The organism is Aeromonas sp. A35_P (genome assembly GCF_002259925.1).
Taxonomy (GTDB): domain Bacteria; phylum Pseudomonadota; class Gammaproteobacteria; order Enterobacterales; family Aeromonadaceae; genus Aeromonas; species Aeromonas dhakensis.
Window position 1 is genome coordinate 1 of record NZ_NEVB01000255.1, and the last position, 18564, is coordinate 18564.

The following is an 18564-nucleotide window of genomic DNA, read 5'->3' on the forward strand; positions in this document are numbered from 1 at the left end:
GTTATATTATAACTCTCACAGGCTGTAAACCCCGGAGCTGTCATGACCCAACTGGTGGAGCTGAAAGAGGTCTGTCTTTCATTTGATGGACGACTCGTGCTCGACAAGGTCTCCTTTACCCTGAACAAAGGCAAAATCACTACCCTGGTCGGCCCCAACGGGGCGGGCAAGAGCACCCTGAGCAAGCTGGTGCTGGGTCTGCTCACGCCTGATTCGGGCCAAATCACCCGCAGCCGTGACCTGCGGGTCGGTTATGTGCCCCAGCGCCTCTATCTGGATCCCACCCTGCCGCTGACGGTGCGTCGCTTCCTGCAGCTTGGCAAGAATGGTCGCCTCTCCATCGAGGAGGCACTGGGCCGGGTCGGTGCGGAAGATCTCTTGGACAACCGGATGCAGAAGCTCTCCGGCGGCGAGATGCAGCGGGTGCTGCTGGCCCGCGCCCTGCTGGTCAAGCCCGAGCTGCTGGTGCTGGACGAACCGGTACAGGGAGTGGACATCAACGGCCAGATCGAGCTCTACGCCCTCATCAGCCAGCTGGCCGCCGAGTTCAACTGCGCCGTGCTGATGGTCTCCCACGACCTGCATCTGGTGATGGCCAGCACCCACGAGGTGATCTGCCTCAATCGCCACGTCTGCTGTCACGGCGAACCGGAGAGCGTGGCGCGCCACCCCGAGTTTGCCCGTCTGTTCGGCCGACCGGAACAGGAGGTGCTGGCGGTCTACACCCACCATCACCACTGCGACGGCGAACACCATCATCATGAGCCGCAGGCCCCCGTCATTCGCCTGCCCTCCCGCAATCAATAACGAACCCGACAGGATCATCAAGTGGACAGCTTTCTGTTATACGCCCTCGCGGCTGGCCTTGGCATCGCCCTGCTGGCCGGCCCCCTCGGCAGCTTCGTGGTGTGGCGCAAGATGGCCTATTTTGGCGACACCCTCTCCCACGCCTGCCTGTTTGGCATCGCGCTCGGCATCCTGCTGCAGGTGGATCTCACCCTGGCGGTGGTGGTCTGCTGCCTCGCCATGGCGATGTTGCTGGTGATCATGAGCCGCAACCAGCAGGTGGCCACCGACACCCTGCTCGGCATCCTGGCCCACAGCGCCCTGTCGCTCGGTCTGGTCACCCTGAGCTTCATGGACAACGTACGAGTGGACCTGATGGCCTACCTGTTCGGCGACCTGCTCTCGGTGCAGCCGATGGACCTGCTCTGGATCTACGGCGGCGGCGCCCTGGTACTGCTCACCCTGTGGCGGCTGTGGGATCCCCTGCTCTCCATGACCATCTCGGAAGAGCTGGCCCGGGTGGAAGGGGTCAGGGTCGATGTACTGCGCTGCGTGCTGATGCTGCTGATCGGGCTGGTGATCGCGGTGGCGATGAAGTTCGTCGGGGCGCTGATCATCACCTCCTTGCTTATCATCCCTGCGGCAACGGCCCGCCGCTTCAGCCGGACGCCGGAGCAGATGGCCGGCTTTGCCGCCCTCATCGGCTGCCTTGCCGTACTCGGCGGACTGCTGCTCTCCTGGTATCAGGACACCCCGGCCGGCCCGTCTGTGGTGGTCTGCGCCACCAGCCTGTTTGTGCTGAGCCAGTTCAAGAAAGCCTGAGCCTGAAGTGGCCTGATGCCGTCAGGCCACTCCTTGTATCTTGAGTCTCCAGCGGTTCCACTCTGTTCATACTGAGTCTGTTCACACCCGCCTGAGCGGTTCATTCTCACCGGGGCGCAGGCTCGCTTGCGCCTCCTGCCAGAGCCACTGTCGCAACCGGCTGATGGCGGGTTCATGGGCACGCGAGCGCTTGCAGACGAAATAGAAGTTGTCACCGGTTTCGAGTGCATGTAGCGGCAGTCGCACCAGGCCGGGGTCCTCCGGCTGCAGCATATAGTCGTTGATGAGCGCCACCCCCTGATCCCAGTTGGCCGCCTCCAGTGCCAGCAGAATGTGGCTGAAATGGTGCATCCTCGCCTCAGGGGCGATCGTCAGCCCGCCCACGTCAGCCCAACGCCGCCAATCCTCCCCCTTCTCCTTGTAGATCGCCTGGATGGAGAGCAGCGGCAGTTGCCACAGGGCCGCCGGCCACTCCCCCTCCACCTGTTGCCACAGCCGCCGGCTGCAGACCGGCATCAGGCGCTCCCGATAGAGCAGATCGTGCATGTAACCACGCCCCTCGGGGGAGACGGTGATGAAGCAGTCAGCCACCCGATCGGAGAGCTCGGGATCCTCCGCCACCATCTCCAGGCTGAGATCCAGCTCGGGGTAGAGCTGGCGCAGCCCAGCCAGCCTAGGGATCAGCCACTTCACCGCAAACGAGCTGTAGACCGCGAGCCGCAGTCGCATTTCACCGCCGCCACGCAGTTGCTCGCTGCTCTGGGCAATCTGGCCGAGCCCGGCGGAGATCCCCTCGAAATAGATCTCCCCCTGAGCCGTCAGCGACAGCAGCCGCCCCTGGCGCAGCAGCAGCCGCTCCCCCAGAAAATCCTCCAGCAGGCAGATCTGGTGGCTGACCGCACTCTGACTGACATTGAGCTCAACCGCGGCGCGAGAAAAGCTGAGCAGGCGGGCAACCACTTCGAAGTATTGAACGGCACGCAGGGGAGGCAGCTTCATTATCCAAAATTCTCATGAGTGGTGTCTTTTTATCATTTTACTGGATAACTAAGCACGGGCTACCCTTCCCTCATCAAACATGGGAGGTGGTATGAATGCAGTGGGGATCGGCATCCTTTATCTGGTGCTGGGCAACATGGTGGCGGTCTTTTCCGATGCGCTGGTCAAGGTGCTGGAGCCGGATCAGCCGGTGTTCCAGTTCGTCTTCTTCCGCCAGCTCTCCGCCGCCATCCTGCTGGCCCCCTGGCTGCTCTGGTCATGGCGTCGCAACCCGCCGGTGGCGCTCAAGTGGCATCTGCTGCGGGCCCATATCTGGGCCATCGGCGTCTGCCTGATGGTGATCGCCCTCACCCGGCTGCCGCTGGCCACCGCCAACGCCCTCTTCTATGCGGCGCCGCTGATGATGGTGCCGCTGGCGGTGTGGCTGGCGGGGGAAGCGATCTCGCGCCAGAAGGTACTGACCGCCTTCATCGGCTTTGTCGGAGTGCTGATCGTGCTGCGCCCCACCGAGGTGAACTGGGCAGCGCTGGCGGCGCTCGGCGTTGCGCTCTCCATGGCGCTCAACAATCTGCTGATCAAGCGGATCCCGCTCCAGCAGCCCATCGCCCAGACCCTGTTCTTTACCAACGTGCTGAGCATGCCCTTCATCCTGGCGCTGGCCTGGTGGGAAGGGGGAGACTGGCAGTGGCAGATGTGGTGGCCCGCCTTTGGTTCTTCGGCGCTGATCATGGTCTATGCGGGGTTGTGCGTGGTGGCCTATCGCAAGGCGGAGGCGAGCAAGATCGCCTCGGCGGAGTACACCGGTCTGCTGATGGCGGTCGCCATCGGAGTGTGGCTGTTCGATGAGCAGCCGGGCCTGCCGCTGCTGCTGGGGTGCCTATGCATCATACTGCCGCTCATCGCCATGGCCCGCAGCAAGCCCAAGCCACAGGCCGAACCGGCGCTCTAACCAACCAGGGTCACCCCAGCAGCGGGGCGATCCTTTGTTGCAGATGGGGGATCACATCCTGCTCGAACCAGGGGTTTTTCTTGAGCCAGAAGGTGTTGCGCGGGGACGGGTGTGGCAGCGGCAACCAGGCCGGGCCGTAGTCCGCCCAGCTGCGCACCGTCTCGGTCAGCGACCCCTTCGCCGCATCCCGCAGGTAGTGGCCTTGCGCATACTGGCCGATGAGCAGGGTCAGCTCGATGTTGGGCAGCAGCATCAATACCTTGTCGTGCCAGGTGGGTGCACATTCGGGGCGCGGCGGCAGGTCCCCCGACTTGCCCTTGCCGGGGTAACAGAGCCCCATCGGCATGATGGCGATGCGGGATTCATCGTAGAAGGTGGCCTTGTCCACCCCGAGCCACTGACGCAGGCGATCGCCGGAAGGGTCGTTCCAGGGGATGCCGCTGGCATGCACCCGGGTGCCGGGTGCCTGGCCGATGATCAGCAGGCGGGCGCGCTCGCTGCCACGGATCACCGGTCTGGACCCGAGCGGCAAGTGTGCCTCGCACAGGCGGCAGGCACGGATCTGTGCAAACAAACGGTCGAGTCGGTTCATGGGCCCGATAGTAGCAGAGTTTTCCCCCGGACCCTGCTTGTGAAAGATTCAGCAGATACTTATCATGCAGCCACAATTGTTTAATTTAATAAACGGAGCGAGATGAAGAACTGGATGGGCACCGGCAGCGCGGCCCTCTCATTCGTGCTGTGGGGCATGCTGCCCCTCTATTACCAGTTCATGCCCGCGGTCAACATGTGGGAACTGCTCTCCCACCGGGTGCTCTGGTCGGCGGTCCTGCTGGGGATCCTGTTCCTCGTCGTCGGCTACCAAGTGCCCTGGGCGCGGCTGCGCAGCGAACCGCGCCAGCTCGGCCTCATCCTGCTGGCCGGCCCCGTCATGTCCATCAGCTGGTGCATGTTCACCTGGTGCCTCACCACCGGTCAGGTGCTGGCCACCAGCCTCGCCTTCTTCATGACGCCGCTGTTCAACATCGTCTTCGCCGTGTTGTTCCTCAAAGAGAAGCTCACCCCGCAAAAACACCTGGCGGTGGCGCTGGCACTGGCGGGGCTGGCCTACATGCTGTTCTCCTACGGCCAGCTGCCCTGGTTCTCCCTGGTCATGGGGGCCAACTTCGCCCTCTATGGCCTGCTCAAGAAGAAGGTGCACTATGACGCCGGCGTCAGCCTCTACCTCGAGGCGCTGGTGCAGTTGCCCGTCGCCCTGCTGATCATTGGCTGGCTTGCGGTGAGCGGCGCCAGCCAGTTCGTGACCGGTGACTGGACCGAGCGACTGCTGCTGATGGGCAGCGCCCCCGCTACCCTGCTGCCGGTGGGGCTGTTCTGCTACGGCATGATGCGCACCCGCATGAGCACGGTGGGCCTGCTGCAATATATCGAACCCAGCCTCGCTTTCCTGCTCGCCATCTTCTGGTTTGGCGAGACGCCGGATCCGGTGAAATCGGTGGGATTTGCCTTCGTCTGGGCCGGCCTGCTGGTGAGCCTGCTGCCGCTGCACAGGCTCAGGCGCCATCTGCGCCGCAACGCCGATGCTCAAGGTTTGCCGCGGTAGGACTCCAGGATGGCGTGCCACTTGGGATCCCGGTCCATCTGCTCGGCGATGTCGTTCAGCCGGTCATGCAGATCGCTGCGGGATTTTGGCAGCAGTATGTGACGGGTATAGCTGGATTGGGCGAAGGGCGAAACGAACAGCTTGCCCTCGAAGGCCGGGTCGTGGGTAAAGAAGGTGAGCGCCGAGCCCGGCACCAGGGTCACGTCGATGCGGCCGCGCACCAGCAGGCTGAAGTTGGTTTTGACCTTCTTGGCATCCACCCGCACCAGATCGCCTCTGGCCGACGCCTCGTCGATCCCCTGATAGTGGTACCCCTCGATGCCGCCGAAGGTCATCCCCTTGAGCGAGTCAGGCCCACGATAGGTGACCGGTCTGTCGGCACTTGAGATAAGCTCGTTGGTATCGCGCATGATGGGAAAGGTCCAGAGGTAGCGCTCGCGCTGGGGATCCCCCACCCAGGCGGGATTGACCCAGGCCACCAGACCGTCAAAGCCGGGATCCGACATCTCCAGCGCCAGTCTGGCCCGATTCACCAGCCAAAGTTCCAGCTTGGGTTCTCCGCCAAGCTTTTCATTGAGATACTTGACCAGATCCCGGCTCAGACCGCTCTGCTCCCCGGTCATGAAGGGGGGGTGCTGATGATAGTCGTAGAGACGCAGCGTCTCGCCATGAGCCGATATCGACAGCAGACACCACAACCACCACCATGCTCGCATCGCACCTCCTTGGGCTGCTCTTGAGTGTGGCACAGAGAGATCGAATGAGAAAACCCCCTAGCGGCGCCGAACCGGCTGCCTGCCCGCCCACCCGCCACTGGTTCATCTACATGGTGCGCACCGCCAGCGGCCTGCTCTATACCGGGATCAGCACGGATCCGGTTCGCCGCCTGTGCCAGCACCAGAGTGGCAAGGGATCCCGCGCCCTGCGCGGCAAGGGGCCACTGACCCTGGCGTGGCAGCAGGCCGTCGGTGAGAAAGGCTCGGCGCTGCGCCTCGAATACCGGCTCAAGCAGCAGAGCAAGGCCTTCAAGGAGCAGTTGATCAGCCAGCCGGAGCGCTGGCTTGCCTGCAGCGAATCATGGCTGACCACCCACCCGGCCACAAAAAAGGCCGCTGCATGCAGCGACCAGGGAAGGATCCGATAACAGGGAGTGTCAACGGTAGGCATTAACCTGCTTGCGCCGGTGGCTAATGAGCCTGCAGGCACAAAAAAGGCCGCTGCACGCAGCGACCAAGGAAGGATCCGATAACAGGGTGTGTCAACGGTAGGCATTAACCTGTTTGCGCCGACGGCTAATGAAACAGCACACCAACAGCAGGCACAAAAAAGGCCGCTGCATGCAGCGACCAAGGAAGGATCCGATAACAGGGAGTGTCAACGGTAGGTATTGGCTTGCTTGCGCCGACTGCTGATGAACCAGCACACCACCAGCAGCACCAGCAACCAGGGCGCCAGCTTGATGATGAGGGCAAACATGCCGGCCAGCGCGCCAAACAGCACGAAGACGCCGCTCACCAGCAACATGGCCAGCACGGTGAATCCGGTCAGCGCCATGCCGACCAGCACCAGTATCAAGACGATAAATTCCAGCATGTTGTGCTCCTCACTGGGTTGATGCGGCCAGATGACCCTGGGTCAATCCAGCCAGCGCTTCAATTCACGACGGGGCGGCATGATCAGCACCGCCAGCAGATAGATGGCCAGGGCCAGGGGCGGCATCAGGATCAACGCCATCAGGGCCGCGACCCGCACCGTCACCCTGGAGAGCCCCAGCCCGTTGGCGATGCCGGCACAGACTCCGGTCAGCTTGCGATGGGCAAGGTCCTTCGGCCAGGGCGTCATGGTTATGCCTCCACCTTTTGACCCTTGAGGCGGGCCAGCTCACGTTCAATCTCGTCGTTCAGCTCCAGCTCGCGGAACTGGGCCTCCAGCGAGGGATTCTGCCCCAGGGTTGCCGCCTCCAGCTGGGCTTCCAGCTGATCGACCCGGCCCTGAAAGCCGTCAAAACGGGCCATCAGCTCGTGCATGCGCTGGTTGTCCACCTGGGCACGGGCCCGCAGCCGACTGTGGGCGGTCTGCTCACGCAGGGTCAGCATCTTCTGCTTCTCCCGTGCCTCGGTCAGCTTGGCAGCCAGCCGCTCGCTGTCGGCGGTGAGCTGGGCCAGCACCTCGGCGACCCGCGCCTTGTCCTGCTCCAGCTGTTCGCATTTCTTGACCTCAGCCAGCTTCTCGGTGAGCGCAGCCCGGGCCAGATCCTCGCGCCCCTTCTGGATGGCGAGCTCGGCCTTGGCCGACCACTCCAGGATCTGGTGTTGCAATGCCTGCTGATGACGCTCCAGCAGCTTCTGTTCGGCGATGACGCGGGTGGCCTGGGTTCTCATCTCGACCTGGACCTGCTCCATCTCTTCAATCATCAACCGCAGCATCTTCTCCGGCTCTTCGCTCTTGTCGAGCAGGCTGTGCAGGTTGGCATTGATCACGTCGGTCAGGCGGCTAAATACGCTCATGGTCTGGCTCCTTGTTGATGGGATGACAATCTCTTCCCATAACATTACAAGAGCCGCGCCAAGATTTTTTCTCCTTTATTTACAAATAGATAAGAATCACAGATATATCATGCAGACGAATGAGGTGGCGAAAAATACCGATCTGGTGGTGATTTTCACCAATAAAAAAGGGAGCCAACGGCTCCCTCATGCAATCAGTGACAGGCTCAGGCGGCGCGGGTATGGCCAAGCTTGCTGTCCAGTTCGACCAGCTTGGCCTCCATCCGGCTGCGGCAGATCTCGGACAGCTCGCGGATGCCGGCGGCGCCATGCTCCTTGCTGCAGACAGGGGCCATCACTTCCAGCAGCACCTCGCCGTTGTCCCAGCGGTTGAGATCGATCTGGCCGAAGTAGCTGGAGCAGACGATGGGCACCACCGGCACCTCTGCCTGCACCGCGGTATGGAAGGCACCCGCCTTGAATGGCAGCAGGCCGCGCCCCTTGGAACGGGTCCCCTCCGGGAACATCCAGATGGAGGTGCCACGCGCCTTGATGCGATCCACCACCTGGCCTATGGTGCCGATGGCACGGGAGCGGTTGGAGCGGTCGATCAGCACGTTGCCGGAGAGCCAGAAGATGAGGCCGAAGAAGGGCAGCCACAGCAGGCTCTTCTTGCCCACCGCCACCACGCCGGGCTGCACCGCGCCGGTCACGGTGAAGATGTCGTAGTTGCTCTGGTGGTTGCAGACGTAAACCGCCGGTCCCACCGACTTCACCTCGTCGGCCACCGTCACCCGGACCTTGAGGCCGATGAGCGGACAGACGGCGTGATACATGCGGGCAAAGACATAGACGTTGTTGGGATGGCGCGGACGCACCAGGCACAGCAGCAGACCGAACAGGAACCAGAAGATGAGCAGCAGACCAAGCAGCAGCACACGGGCAATTTTGAGCATCGAACACCTCGGATTTTGACTCGGCGCAGTATACTGGTCCCCCTTTTAGCGAACAAGCGTTCGCCAGACAGAACCGACCACCCTTCTCCACTCGCCCCTGAGCCATAAAACGGACGGCGGCTTGCCCCACCCGACATTGGCCGTTAGGATGTGGCCATCTTGATAAACGGGGCGAGCATGATTCACCAACAACGCGTGGCGAAACGACTCCTGCTGCTGGTCTGCCTGCTGGTGCTCAATTGCGCTGCCCAGCCGCTGGCCCGGCTGGCCCTGCTCGATCACGCCATCAGCTGTCAGGCCCTGCCCCAGTTCGCCACGGCCGACGAGCAGACCGACAAGGGCACGCCCGCCAGTGTGCAGCCCAACAGCTGCCAGCTCAACGGCAAATGGCTGAGCGCCACTACCCTGCTCTGCCTTGAGCAGCTGTTCTTTGCGGTGGCCCTGCTCATCGCCCTGCTGGCCCCGCTCTGGCGTTATACGCCGCCACTGCCGCCGCCCCGGGCCGTATCACCCCCCGAACGACGACTTCACCTCACCCTCTGTGTCTGGCGGGAATGAGTTCAGCCGCGCTTTTTGAGCCTGCTGTCATTCATTTTTTGCGAGACAACATCTATGTCAACTCTCTTCAAGGCGAGCCTGCTGCTGGGCTGCCTGCTGTGGCAATCCACTGGATTGGCCAGCGATACGGGCTGGCTCACCAGCCCCCAGAACGATCACGCCAAGGTCAGGCTGCAAGCCGACCGCAGCGTCCCTGACCAGACCCGCATCCTGCTCGAGGTGGCCCTCGAATCCGGCTGGAAAACCTATTGGCGCAGCCCGGGTGAAGGGGGCATAGCGCCCCAGATCCTGTGGGATCAGCCGGTCGGCGACTTCCAGTGGCACTGGCCCACACCGCGCCCCTTCGAAGTGGCCGGACTCAGCACCCAGGGTTATCAGCAACAGGTGCGCTTCCCCCTGAGCCTGGACTCCCCCGCCGGGCAGCCGCTCAAGGGCACTTTGCGCCTCTCCACCTGCAGCAACGTCTGCATCCTGACCGACTACCCCTTCACCCTGGCGGTGGATGGGCAGGCATCGGCCGGTTTCGACTTCGCCTGGGCCCAGACCATGAGCACCCTGCCGCAGACGCTGCCTGCCGACACCCGGATCGAGCTCGGCTACCAGCACAACCAGCTACAGCTGCGCGCCGAGCGGGCAGAGGGCTGGCAGGAGCCAGCGCTCTTCATCGATGCACTGGAGGGGGCCGAGTTCGGCAAGCCGGCGCTCGAGGTGAGCGGCAACACCCTGATCGCCCGGGTCCCGGTCAGCGACGGCTGGCAGGGGGATGCCCCTGACTTGCGTGGCCAGTCCCTCGGCCTGTTGCTCGGCAGCGGTGATGAGGCCTGGCAGACCAGCGCCACCATCGCCGGGCCTCTCGCCCTGCCGGCCCCAGGCCAGCCGCTCATCTGGCTGCTGGGGGCGGCGCTGCTCGGCGGCCTCATCCTCAACCTGATGCCCTGCGTGCTGCCGGTGCTGGCCCTGAAACTGGGCACGGTGCTGCAGCAGCAGGAGCGCGAACAGCGACAGGTGCGCAAGCAGTTCCTCGCCGCCAGTGCCGGGATCATTGCCTCCTTCTGGGTGCTGGCGGCCATGAGCAGCCTGCTGCGCGCCCCTAGTTTTGGAATGAGTGGCGCGGTCGGCTGGGGGATCCAGTTCCAGAGCGCCGGTTTCATCGGCTTCATGGTGGCGGTGACCCTGCTGTTTTGCGCCAACCTGCTGGGGCTGTTCGAAATCCGTCTACCCAGCAACCTCAGCACCCGCCTCGCCACCAGCGGCGGCAAGGGGCTGGGTGGCCACTTCCTGCAGGGGAGCTTCGCCACCCTGCTGGCCACCCCCTGCTCGGCCCCCTTCCTAGGCACCGCGGTGGCCTTTGCGCTGGCGGCGCCCCTCGGCCAGCTCTGGCTCATCTTCACGACGCTCGGCCTTGGCATGAGCCTGCCCTGGCTGCTGGTGGCGGCCCTGCCGCGCCTCGCCCTCTGGCTGCCCAAACCGGGCCGCTGGATGGGGCGGCTGCGCATCCTGCTCGGGCTGATGATGCTGGGCTCCAGCCTCTGGCTGGCGAGCCTGCTTGGCAACCATCTGGGCAGCACGGCCACCGGCTGGCTGATGGCCGCCATGCTGCTGGCGCTGCTGATCGGCATCCTCTGGCGTTATGGCATGCGCGGTTTCACGCTGGCCCTCTCTCTCTCGGCCCTCATCGGCGGCGCCCTGCTGCTGGGGGGCGCCCTCACGACGCAGGGGGCGGGCAGCGTCGATCGCATCGCCTGGCAGCCGCTCACCGAACAGGCCATCGTCGATGCGCTGGCCCAGCGCAAGCGGGTCTTCGTCGACGTCACCGCCGACTGGTGCGTCACCTGCAAGGCCAACAAGTACAACGTACTGCTGCGTGATGAGGTACAGAGCGCCCTGACGGCCCCGGACGTGGTGGCCCTGCGCGGTGACTGGAGCCGGCCGAGCGATGCCATCTCCGCCTTCCTGCGCCAGCGCGGCGCGGCCGCCGTGCCCTTCAACCAGATCTACGGGCCCGGCCTGCCAGAGGGAGAGATCCTCTCCCCCCTGCTGGACAAGGCCGACTTGCTCGACGTGTTGCACCAGGCCGGCCTCGTCCAGGCCGATGTCACCCATTTTTAAGGAGAATCCCATGACCCTGCGTACCCTGAAACTGCGCCCCCTGACCCTCTGCACCGCCCTGGTTGCCGGCACCCTGAGTGCCCCCTTGCTGCAGGCGGCCCCCTTCACCCCGGAGCAGGAGGCACGCATCAAGGAGCTCATTCGCGAGACCCTGGTCCAGAACCCGACCATCCTGGATGAGGCTGCCGAATCCTGGGAGAAGCAGAACACCGCAGCCCAGGAGGCCCGGCTCGACGACTTCATCAAGGGCAATCAGGATGTGCTGTTCAACAGTGCCACCAGCCCGCGGCTCGGCGCCAAGAATCCCAAGCTGACCCTGGTGCTGTTCACCGACTACAACTGCCCCTACTGCAAGCAGTTCGATCCCCGCCTGACCAAGCTGCTCGAGGCCTATCCCGACGAGCTGGGGCTGGTGGTCAAGCTGCTGCCGTTCAAGGGGCAGAGCTCGGCCAAGGCGGCCCAGTACAGCCTCACCCTCTGGCAGCAGGATCCCGCCCGCTTTCTCGCCCTGCACGACAAGCTGATGAGCAAGCAGGGGATGCTGACCGAGGCGGACATCAACAAGGCGTTGGCGGCCACCGGCAACACGGCCCTCAAGCCCGATGCCAAGGCCACCGAGGAGCTGCGCAACAGCCTTCGTATCGGCACTCTTCTTGGCGTGCAGGGCACCCCGGCGACGCTCATCGGCAACCAGCTGGTGCCGGGCGCCCTCCCCTATGACGAGCTGGAGCAGCTGGTGAAGACCGAGCTGGCCAAACGGAGCTAAGCCATGGCGGAGGATGCAGTCGTAAAGGCACCCCGCTGGCGCCGCTGGGGCAAGGAGGCGCTCTGGCTGTTGCTGATGGCACTGGTCATCTCCACCCTGCTGGATCTGTGGCGCAGCCCTACCCTGCCGGCGGGGGCCATGGAAGCCCCCTTCACCCTGCAGGATGGCACCATCACCAGCCTGGCCGAGCAGAGCCGCGGCAAGCCGCTGCTGGTCTACTACTGGGCCAGCTGGTGCGGGGTGTGCCGCTTCACCACACCAACCGTGGAGAGCCTGTGGCAGGAGGGTGAAAACGTGCTGACGGTGGCGCTGCGCTCCGGCAGCGATGAGCAGTTGCGCGCCGGGATGGCGAAGAAGGGGCTCGCCTTTCCCACCCACAACGATGAGCGTGGAGATCTGGCCGCCCGCTGGCAGGTAGGAGTCACCCCCACCTTCCTCATCATCAAGGATGGGACGCTGGTGAGCAGCACCACCGGCTGGAGCTCGTGGCTCGGGCTCAAGGCCCGCCTGCTGTGGGCCGGCTGGTAATCCCGCCCTGCAATGCATGCAAAGAGCCCGGTATCACGACCGGGCTCTTTTTTCATCTGAAAGCTGACAAGCCTATTTCGTGGGCGCCGTGGCGCCCTGTCCGAGCCGCCCCCTGGCGCTGGCCCGCTCGGCCTCGTCGAGTACCCCGTCCCCGTTCTTGTCCATCCGGGTGAAGAGAGCCTCATGGCGCGCCATGAACTGCGCCTTGGTCGTGTCCTGCATCGGCCTCATGTTGCCCATATTGCCCATGTTTCCCATCTTGCCCGGCATGGCCTGGCCGGACTGCTGCATCGCCTCGTGCATCCTGGCCATGGCGGCCTCTCTCTCGGCCACCGACAGGGTGCCATCCTTGTCGGTGTCCTGCCGGGCGAAACGCTGCTCGGCTCTTTCCATGAACTGGGCCTTGGTGATGTCCCCCTTGATGAACATCAAGGGCTCGTCGATGCTCTCATCGGCGGCGATGGCAAGGCCGCCCAGCAGAACCATAGGCAGAAGATAAAATTTGAGCATGGCTGTCCATTCCTTAGTAAGGGTCTCGGCCCGGCCGAGGCCTGCTGAAGATCGCCAGGGCAACGCCCGGCGCCTCCTGTAGTGTAGCCCCGGTGCCACCCCCTACCGGGAGGCAGATCGCACAGTGCACCGGTCGCGCTTCCCCTGGTTACTTTTCTTCCTATTCATGGCGATGGCCGCCTGTTTACGTTAAAATGTCGGGTTTTTGCCGAGCCTGGTTTGCCAAGATCCCCGCCGCCAGGCCAGCGCAGGGTCAATTCCACGATGCCAGTGAGGCAGGATCCGTCATGAACAACTACTTCCGGGTGTTGGGCGTCAAGTCCAACGCCAGTGAAAACGACATCAAGAAAGCCTATCGTCGGCTGTCGAACCAGTACCACCCCGACAAACTGCACGGGGCGAGCGAAGAAGAGAAAGAGCAGGCAGCCCTCAAGCTGCATCAGGTAAAGCAGGCCTATGAAGTGCTGTCCGATCCGAAACAGCGGGCCGCCTTTATCAAGGATTTCAACAACGTCATCGTGACCGATCCCGCTGCTGCCATGCAGGAGATGTGGGACCAGTTCTACCCCTGAGCCACCAGGCAAGAAGAGCGACTATGCAAAAAAAATGGGACCAGGCACGGCTCAAGGCCCTGCAAAGCGATGCCAGCGAGAATATCGAATCCTACCGGGATCAGGACGACCCCAAGGGGCTCGAGCAGTTCACCGACCAGATGAAGGCCCTGCTGCTGGCCGACATGAGCATGCTGGAATTCATGCCCGAATACCTGCCGCTGGCCCTCTATGGCCGGGTGCAGTTCCCGGCCAAGGCCAAGGGGCAGTGGAACAAGTGGCTCGCCAGCGGCGAGCAGCCGAGCTGGGACGAGTTCAAGGTAAGCGTCGGCTTCAACAACGCCGCCCTGCCGCTGGTCAAGGCGGTGCGGGCCCAGAGCGAAGATCAGCTGATGGAAGCCTGCGCCGTGCTGTTCCTGCTCGACAACCCGCTGCCACGCGGCAGCCACCGTGCCGATGACGACTATGAGCTGCGCGACGAAGAAGAGGAAGACGGGGAAGATGCCGACGCCGATTATCATGGCGGCGGCGACCGCTATGGCGACGACCAGGGCGAGCAGGATATGTACGACGAAGTCCGTTTCTAATTGGGGCAAGGCATGAGCAACAGTCTGATAGAAATTACCGCCATCGAGATCAAAGAGCTGGCCGTTATCGAGCCGAAGCAGGCCAGCGAGAAGTTCGAGCTGATCGCCAAGACCATGTCTGACGACCAGTTGGCAGAAGTGATTGAAAACATTGATATCGTTACCCTGACCCAGATCAACGGCCAGCACGACATCTCCTTCCCCTCCATCATCTCCGAGCTGATGACCCCGGAGCGGATCCGCGACATCGTCTGCCAGCAGCCGCTCTACTGGGAAGAGGCGATCAAGAACAACGCCGACGAGCTGCAACAGCACACCTTCGACTTCCTCAACTACCTGATCCGCACCCTGGATAGCGAAGCCAAGCAGCGGGAGATCCTCGAGTGCGTGGCCGAAGATCCGGCCGGTCTCTTCTACCTCGCCATCCCCTTTATCGAGTTCTATCGCGGCGATCGCTATGAAGAGGACGAAGGCTATCGCGACGTGCTGCACGCCGAAGAGGAAGATCTCGAAGAGTCCCTGCGCTACAGCGAGCGCCAGCAGAGCGAGGATGTCCACGACTACGCGCTGGACGACCCGCGCAGCCTCTTGATGCTCATTCGCGAGCTGGCTCCCGAGGTGGAGAAAGCCATCAAGGCGCTGCTGCGCAACGAGCACTCCACCTGGGACGGCATCATCAACAAGTTTGCCGCCGAACTGGTGATGCAGGCCAAAGAGAAGAACAAGGTCGAGGAAGACGAGTACGGCGACGTCGACGACATGTTCAGCTTTCTGGATTAAGGAGCCCATTCATGCAGTTAGTCATTCGCGATGCCAACCAAGGCCCCTTTCTGACCCAGGTGCTGCGCTTTGGCCGCGACAATGAACGCCTGAGCGAACAACAGCTGGCCGCCATCAAGGGCAAGGCGGTGCTGATGAGCCTCAAATTCGCCGACAAGTACTACAACAAGTACAAGATGCACCTGCTGGAGCAGGCCGCCCACGACGTCATCGGCGTGGTGAGCCTCGGCCTGCAGGAGCTCTCGGCCCGGGATCCGGCCAAGGCCCTGGCGCTGCTGCAGGCGCCGGAAGGCCCCATCAAGCCGTTCCAGAAGGGCTGGTCGATGCTCATCACCGTCAGCCCCAAGCAGGCTGGTAACAGCCTCTACGGTGACGTGGATGCCCGCCTGCTGGACAAGATATCGAGCCCGCCGGACGTGGAAGAGTGGCAAGGGTGGCAGGAGTACGAGAAGGCGCTGACCGAGCACAACAAGAGCCGCTTGATGGGGCTCATCGACCAGCACTTCTTCGCCTGCGAGAGCGACCACCCCACCATGGAGGACAAGCTGGCCGAAGCGCTGCTCTACCGCATCCTCTGCGGCAAGGGCAGTGGCGCCGCTCCCCTCAAGGTGAAGCAGGATCTCAAGCGCCGACTGGCGCGGGAGATTGAGCTCGACGAGGGCTGGTACGACACCGACTATCTCGCCGCCCAGCTTGCTCTGATGCTGAGCGCGCTGCCCGCCGACATGGCCACCGCCCTGCGTCAGGAGCTGAGCCCGGGCTTTGTGCCGAACCTGCTGCACACCCTCGGCTTTGTGCGCCAGTACCAGCAGCTGCAAAAAGAGGACGCCTCCCCGGAGAAGCTCGACAACATGGAGATGCGCGCCGGTCTCAAGCACCCGCTGCTCGGCTGGCCGCTCTATCACGACTTCTGATGACGGGTCTTTCCCTTCACCCTGTTCCAACGCCCGGCTTGCCGGGCGTTGTGCTATCCGCCATCCCGCTGGCAGCATAAACCCTGGCCATGACAGCCGCTCTCGGCAGAAAACTACCCCGCAAGCGTGATTGGCCCCATTTTTGACAGGGTTATAATGGCTCCCCCATATAAGCCGCAGGGGAGCAAGGCCGTGAGCAGAAAGCCCGACAGGATCACCGCGATGCAGCAGATCATCGATGCCGTGAAGGCGGAATTTCCGCTTTATCAACCGGATACCTTCAAATGCGGGCCGGACAACACCTGTATCGGCTGCCCCAAGAAGCTGATGGAGCTGGTGGATACGGACCTCTGCTACTGGCAATATCAGCTCGATCGCGGCATCCCGCCCAGCTTCGACGAGATCAACCGCTTCGGCAAGATGTGCAAAAACATACGCCGGGCCCTGGTGCGCAATGGCCGCATCCCCGCCTGACTCTTTCTCTTTGCTGGCTACCTTTATCCGGCTTCGTGCCTGAAACCTGCCCCCAGGCAGCAGGAAAGCACAACCGCTCGCCTCAGAAGCGCTGCATGAACCCGTTGGTGAACTTGGCCAGGTGTCCCCCTCCCCTTACTTGCCAATAGCGACCATTTGTCGGCCCTCATGCTTTCTCGATGCCGTGCAGGAAGATATCGACCACCGAGCCCACCGTCTGCGCTATCTCGGCATCGGTCAGCGGCGGACGCAGCCCCAGCACGACCTGATAATAGAAATTGTCCTTGAGCATGCCGATGAAGTGGGTGGCGGCCAGTTGGCAGTCGATCTCCCGCAGTTGCCCGCTGGCCTTTGCCTGCTCCAGCACCCGGGCGAGGGTCTCGATGGCCCGCTTGGGCCCCTCGTCGTAAAAGCTTTGGGCCCACTCGGGAAAACGGTGCGCCTCCATCAGAGTCGTGCGGTAGATACCTATCATGGTGGGGTGCATGTAGTTGCTCATCATCCTCTCCCCCAGGGCGTGCATGGTCTGCGCCAACCCCCGCCCCGCCAGCTCGGGTAGCGTCAAGGCCTCGGTCATGCTGACCGAGCACTCCGCCACCAGGGCACTGAACAACCCCTCCTTGTTGCCAAACTCGCTGTAGATGCTCCGTTTCGAGCCGCCGACCCGCTCTATGATGGCGTCGATGCTGGTCGCCGCATAACCGCGCTCGAAGAAGAGATCGGCCGCCGCTTGCAAGATGGCGGCACGGCGCTGTTCGGCGTTTGAAGAGGATGAGGATTCGGTCATGGTGTGCACTCCGGATGCTGTTCAAAAAGAAAGCCGTTGACGCGGTAATGACCGTTACCATACACTGCATCGCAATTGGTAACCACAATTACCACTTCAATCCCAGACAACAGGAGTCACACCATGAACCAACCCACTCTGGAGCTCGAGGTCTACTACGGCACCATGGCCCCCTGGTCCAACAGCACCATGCTCTTCTCCGGCGATAAGGCACTGCTGATCGACGCCCAGTTCACCAAGAGCGATGCCAAAGCCATGATTCGCCATCTCAAGGCCGTCGGCAAAACCCTGAGCACCATCATTCTGACCCACAGCCACCCTGACCACGTATGGGGCGGAGTCGAGCTGCTCAAGGCCTTCCCCGAGGCGCGTGCCTATGCCAGACCCGTCGCCATCCGCGAGATGGAGCTCGAGTTCCGCGCCCGTCTGCTGCGCTGGACCGGTATCTTCGATGCCGAGCTGCCTACCGAGCTCTACCCGGTCACCCCCCTCGAGGGGGAAGTGTTCGACTTCGACGGCCACCCCATTGAGCTCATCGACAGCCTCCCCTCCGAGACCCTGAACCTGATGACCTGCTACATCCCCGAGCTCAAGACCTATGTAGCCAGCGATCAGTGCTACAACCGCTGCCACTACTATGTCGGGCCCGGCCTCAACCGCCCCGACCTCTGGATAGCGTCAATCCAGGACATTCAGGCGCGCTACGAGATAGAGCGCGTGATCCCCGGTCACGGGGCGGTCGGCGGGCTCGAGATCTTTGACGAGGCGCTCGAATACCTGAGCTTCTACCAGCAGGTATCCAAGCCGCTGGTACCCCAGGCCGAGATCGTCAACGCCGTGCTGGAGAGATACCCGGACTGGAAACTCGAAGGGGTACTGCGGATGACCATAGGGCCGGCCGTGACCGCCAAGGCGCTGATCGACGATCCCGCCACCCGCGCCGGCTTTGGCAGCAAGAGCATAGTCCGGGGCCACTACCGGGCGGCCTGAGCCAACAGCGACATAAAATGACGTTATTTAACAAATCCATATCAGCGCTATTTGGTTGTAGAAATCCGAATATTTCTCTAAGGAAAGTGCGAACAAGTCCTTGATGTGAGATCATGAACCCCACTTGGCATCAGGGATGAGGTTCAGCATGAGTCACCAGCTCACCTTCGCGGACTGCGAGTTCAATGGCAAACGCCGTAAAACCCGTAAAGAGATATTCTTGGCTCGCATGGAGGCTGTGCTCCCATGGCCAAGGATGCTGGGGGTCATCGAACCCGTCTATCCCAAAGCTGGTAACGGGCGTCGTCCCTACCCACTCGATACCATGCTCCGCATTCACTGTATGCAGCAGTGGTACAACCTCAGCGACGGCGCCATGGAGGACGCACTCTACGAAATTGCCTCAATG

24 protein-coding genes and 1 pseudogene are annotated in these 18564 nt (G+C 62.8%); 16 read left to right on the top strand and 9 right to left on the bottom strand.

Translation table 11 applies throughout. The annotated features are described in order from the left end of the window. Positions 1-42: 42 nt before the first annotated feature. Both znuC and znuB read left to right on the top strand, forming a co-directional pair. Complete coding sequence (gene znuC, locus CAK78_RS21415) at positions 43-807, top strand: zinc ABC transporter ATP-binding protein ZnuC (RefSeq protein ID WP_017788147.1); 765 nt, start codon at positions 43-45, stop codon at positions 805-807. 21 nt (positions 808-828) lie between these two features. Continuing rightward, entirely contained in the window at positions 829-1608 is a 780-nt protein-coding gene (gene znuB / locus CAK78_RS21420) for a zinc ABC transporter permease subunit ZnuB (protein ID WP_017765340.1), read from the top strand. 81 nt (positions 1609-1689) lie between these two features. Here the strand turns inward: znuB and CAK78_RS21425 are convergent, their stop codons facing one another. Then, positions 1690-2607: a LysR substrate-binding domain-containing protein gene (locus tag CAK78_RS21425; RefSeq protein WP_094698633.1), complete on the bottom strand. Its 918-nt coding sequence runs from the start codon at positions 2605-2607 to the stop codon at positions 1690-1692. Positions 2608-2698: 91 nt separating this feature from the next. Between CAK78_RS21425 and CAK78_RS21430 the strand changes: the two genes are divergently transcribed. Then, on the top strand, positions 2699-3556 hold the full coding sequence (locus tag CAK78_RS21430; protein WP_094698634.1) for a DMT family transporter: 858 nt from the start codon (positions 2699-2701) through the stop codon (positions 3554-3556). Between the two features lie 10 nt (positions 3557-3566). Here the strand turns inward: CAK78_RS21430 and CAK78_RS21435 are convergent, their stop codons facing one another. Beyond that, entirely contained in the window at positions 3567-4148 is a 582-nt protein-coding gene (locus CAK78_RS21435) for a uracil-DNA glycosylase family protein (protein ID WP_094698635.1), read from the bottom strand. Between the two features lie 102 nt (positions 4149-4250). Here CAK78_RS21435 and rarD point away from each other — a divergent pair, with 102 nt between their 5' ends. Further along, entirely contained in the window at positions 4251-5159 is a 909-nt protein-coding gene (gene rarD / locus CAK78_RS21440; RefSeq protein ID WP_094698636.1) for an EamA family transporter RarD, read from the top strand. On the opposite strand, the gene CAK78_RS21445 is transcribed toward rarD, so the two are convergent. Further along, entirely contained in the window at positions 5141-5875 is a 735-nt protein-coding gene (locus CAK78_RS21445) for a substrate-binding periplasmic protein (protein ID WP_094698637.1), read from the bottom strand. The two genes, rarD and CAK78_RS21445, sit on opposite strands and share 19 nt — an antisense overlap. 44 nt (positions 5876-5919) lie before the next feature. Here CAK78_RS21445 and CAK78_RS21450 point away from each other — a divergent pair. After that, positions 5920-6322: pseudogene (locus CAK78_RS21450) on the top strand (GIY-YIG nuclease family protein). A gap of 211 nt (positions 6323-6533) precedes the next feature. On the opposite strand, the gene pspG reads toward CAK78_RS21450, so the two are convergent. The 4 genes from pspG to CAK78_RS21475 all read right to left on the bottom strand — a co-directional run bounded on the left by pspG (position 6534) and on the right by CAK78_RS21475 (position 8601). Then, positions 6534-6752 carry an envelope stress response protein PspG gene (pspG, locus tag CAK78_RS21460; protein ID WP_094698638.1) on the bottom strand — a complete coding sequence of 73 codons (219 nt, stop codon included), beginning with the start codon at positions 6750-6752 and terminating at the stop codon, positions 6534-6536. 42 nt (positions 6753-6794) lie between these two features. Continuing rightward, complete coding sequence (locus CAK78_RS21465) at positions 6795-7001, bottom strand: PspC domain-containing protein (RefSeq protein ID WP_005305247.1); 207 nt, start codon at positions 6999-7001, stop codon at positions 6795-6797. Positions 7002-7003: 2 nt separating this feature from the next. Continuing rightward, on the bottom strand, positions 7004-7666 hold the full coding sequence (gene pspA / locus CAK78_RS21470) for a phage shock protein PspA (protein WP_094698639.1): 663 nt from the start codon (positions 7664-7666) through the stop codon (positions 7004-7006). A 206-nt stretch (positions 7667-7872) separates the two neighbouring features. Continuing rightward, positions 7873-8601, bottom strand: a complete 729-nt coding sequence (locus tag CAK78_RS21475) for a 1-acylglycerol-3-phosphate O-acyltransferase (RefSeq protein WP_005305253.1) — start codon at positions 8599-8601, stop codon at positions 7873-7875. A gap of 177 nt (positions 8602-8778) precedes the next feature. Here CAK78_RS21475 and CAK78_RS21480 point away from each other — a divergent pair, with 177 nt between their 5' ends. The 4 genes from CAK78_RS21480 to CAK78_RS21495 are packed head-to-tail and all read left to right on the top strand — an operon-like array spanning position 8779 to position 12562. Continuing rightward, a complete protein-coding gene (locus CAK78_RS21480) occupies positions 8779-9159 on the top strand; it encodes a hypothetical protein (protein WP_094698640.1) in 381 nt (126 codons plus the stop codon). Between the two features lie 54 nt (positions 9160-9213). After that, on the top strand, positions 9214-11268 hold the full coding sequence (locus CAK78_RS21485) for a protein-disulfide reductase DsbD family protein (protein WP_094698641.1): 2055 nt from the start codon (positions 9214-9216) through the stop codon (positions 11266-11268). A 10-nt stretch (positions 11269-11278) separates the two neighbouring features. Beyond that, a complete protein-coding gene (locus CAK78_RS21490; protein ID WP_094698642.1) occupies positions 11279-12034 on the top strand; it encodes a DsbA family protein in 756 nt (251 codons plus the stop codon). A gap of 3 nt (positions 12035-12037) precedes the next feature. Further along, positions 12038-12562, top strand: coding sequence for a thioredoxin domain-containing protein (locus tag CAK78_RS21495; protein ID WP_094698643.1), 525 nt, complete (start codon positions 12038-12040; stop codon positions 12560-12562). Between the two features lie 72 nt (positions 12563-12634). Here CAK78_RS21495 and CAK78_RS21500 read toward each other — a convergent pair whose 3' ends face one another. Then, positions 12635-13072, bottom strand: coding sequence for a calcium-binding protein (locus CAK78_RS21500; protein WP_094698644.1), 438 nt, complete (start codon positions 13070-13072; stop codon positions 12635-12637). 287 nt (positions 13073-13359) lie between these two features. Here CAK78_RS21500 and atcJ point away from each other — a divergent pair, with 287 nt between their 5' ends. The 5 genes from atcJ to CAK78_RS21525 all read left to right on the top strand — a co-directional run bounded on the left by atcJ (position 13360) and on the right by CAK78_RS21525 (position 16378). After that, on the top strand, positions 13360-13644 hold the full coding sequence (gene atcJ / locus CAK78_RS21505) for a cold adaptation protein ActJcold adaptation protein ActJ (protein ID WP_005305278.1): 285 nt from the start codon (positions 13360-13362) through the stop codon (positions 13642-13644). Positions 13645-13667: 23 nt separating this feature from the next. Continuing rightward, entirely contained in the window at positions 13668-14210 is a 543-nt protein-coding gene (gene atcA / locus CAK78_RS21510) for a cold adaptation protein AtcA (protein WP_094698645.1), read from the top strand. 12 nt (positions 14211-14222) lie between these two features. Beyond that, the gene (gene atcB / locus CAK78_RS21515) at positions 14223-14990 is read left to right on the top strand and encodes a cold adaptation protein AtcB (RefSeq protein ID WP_094698650.1); all 768 of its coding nucleotides are present in this window, start codon (positions 14223-14225) and stop codon (positions 14988-14990) included. Between the two features lie 11 nt (positions 14991-15001). After that, positions 15002-15904 carry a cold adaptation protein AtcC gene (gene atcC / locus CAK78_RS21520; protein WP_094698646.1) on the top strand — a complete coding sequence of 301 codons (903 nt, stop codon included), beginning with the start codon at positions 15002-15004 and terminating at the stop codon, positions 15902-15904. 222 nt (positions 15905-16126) lie between these two features. Next, on the top strand, positions 16127-16378 hold the full coding sequence (locus CAK78_RS21525; RefSeq protein WP_176452885.1) for a hypothetical protein: 252 nt from the start codon (positions 16127-16129) through the stop codon (positions 16376-16378). A 166-nt stretch (positions 16379-16544) separates the two neighbouring features. Here the strand turns inward: CAK78_RS21525 and CAK78_RS21530 are convergent, their stop codons facing one another. Beyond that, positions 16545-17165: a TetR/AcrR family transcriptional regulator gene (locus CAK78_RS21530; RefSeq protein ID WP_094698648.1), complete on the bottom strand. Its 621-nt coding sequence runs from the start codon at positions 17163-17165 to the stop codon at positions 16545-16547. Positions 17166-17288: 123 nt separating this feature from the next. Between CAK78_RS21530 and CAK78_RS21535 the strand changes: the two genes are divergently transcribed. Then, positions 17289-18155, top strand: a complete 867-nt coding sequence (locus tag CAK78_RS21535; protein WP_094698649.1) for an MBL fold metallo-hydrolase — start codon at positions 17289-17291, stop codon at positions 18153-18155. 148 nt (positions 18156-18303) lie between these two features. Further along, positions 18304-18564: transposase (locus CAK78_RS21540; protein ID WP_141214216.1), on the top strand; the 261-nt coding region annotated here is incomplete at its 3' end.

Coding starts and splice junctions, on each gene's coding strand:
- znuC (WP_017788147.1), top strand. CDS start 43: ATGACCCAACTGGTGGAGCTGAAAGAGGTCTGTCTTTCATTTGATGGA.
- CAK78_RS21425 (WP_094698633.1), bottom strand. CDS start 2,607: ATGAAGCTGCCTCCCCTGCGTGCCGTTCAATACTTCGAAGTGGTTGCC.
- CAK78_RS21430 (WP_094698634.1), top strand. CDS start 2,699: ATGAATGCAGTGGGGATCGGCATCCTTTATCTGGTGCTGGGCAACATG.
- CAK78_RS21435 (WP_094698635.1), bottom strand. CDS start 4,148: ATGAACCGACTCGACCGTTTGTTTGCACAGATCCGTGCCTGCCGCCTG.
- rarD (WP_094698636.1), top strand. CDS start 4,251: ATGAAGAACTGGATGGGCACCGGCAGCGCGGCCCTCTCATTCGTGCTG.
- CAK78_RS21445 (WP_094698637.1), bottom strand. CDS start 5,875: ATGCGAGCATGGTGGTGGTTGTGGTGTCTGCTGTCGATATCGGCTCAT.
- pspG (WP_094698638.1), bottom strand. CDS start 6,752: ATGCTGGAATTTATCGTCTTGATACTGGTGCTGGTCGGCATGGCGCTG.
- CAK78_RS21465 (WP_005305247.1), bottom strand. CDS start 7,001: ATGACGCCCTGGCCGAAGGACCTTGCCCATCGCAAGCTGACCGGAGTC.
- pspA (WP_094698639.1), bottom strand. CDS start 7,666: ATGAGCGTATTTAGCCGCCTGACCGACGTGATCAATGCCAACCTGCAC.
- CAK78_RS21475 (WP_005305253.1), bottom strand. CDS start 8,601: ATGCTCAAAATTGCCCGTGTGCTGCTGCTTGGTCTGCTGCTCATCTTC.
- CAK78_RS21480 (WP_094698640.1), top strand. CDS start 8,779: ATGATTCACCAACAACGCGTGGCGAAACGACTCCTGCTGCTGGTCTGC.
- CAK78_RS21485 (WP_094698641.1), top strand. CDS start 9,214: ATGTCAACTCTCTTCAAGGCGAGCCTGCTGCTGGGCTGCCTGCTGTGG.
- CAK78_RS21490 (WP_094698642.1), top strand. CDS start 11,279: ATGACCCTGCGTACCCTGAAACTGCGCCCCCTGACCCTCTGCACCGCC.
- CAK78_RS21495 (WP_094698643.1), top strand. CDS start 12,038: ATGGCGGAGGATGCAGTCGTAAAGGCACCCCGCTGGCGCCGCTGGGGC.
- CAK78_RS21500 (WP_094698644.1), bottom strand. CDS start 13,072: ATGCTCAAATTTTATCTTCTGCCTATGGTTCTGCTGGGCGGCCTTGCC.
- atcJ (WP_005305278.1), top strand. CDS start 13,360: ATGAACAACTACTTCCGGGTGTTGGGCGTCAAGTCCAACGCCAGTGAA.
- atcA (WP_094698645.1), top strand. CDS start 13,668: ATGCAAAAAAAATGGGACCAGGCACGGCTCAAGGCCCTGCAAAGCGAT.
- atcB (WP_094698650.1), top strand. CDS start 14,223: ATGAGCAACAGTCTGATAGAAATTACCGCCATCGAGATCAAAGAGCTG.
- atcC (WP_094698646.1), top strand. CDS start 15,002: ATGCAGTTAGTCATTCGCGATGCCAACCAAGGCCCCTTTCTGACCCAG.
- CAK78_RS21525 (WP_176452885.1), top strand. CDS start 16,127: ATGCAGCAGATCATCGATGCCGTGAAGGCGGAATTTCCGCTTTATCAA.
- CAK78_RS21530 (WP_094698648.1), bottom strand. CDS start 17,165: ATGACCGAATCCTCATCCTCTTCAAACGCCGAACAGCGCCGTGCCGCC.
- CAK78_RS21535 (WP_094698649.1), top strand. CDS start 17,289: ATGAACCAACCCACTCTGGAGCTCGAGGTCTACTACGGCACCATGGCC.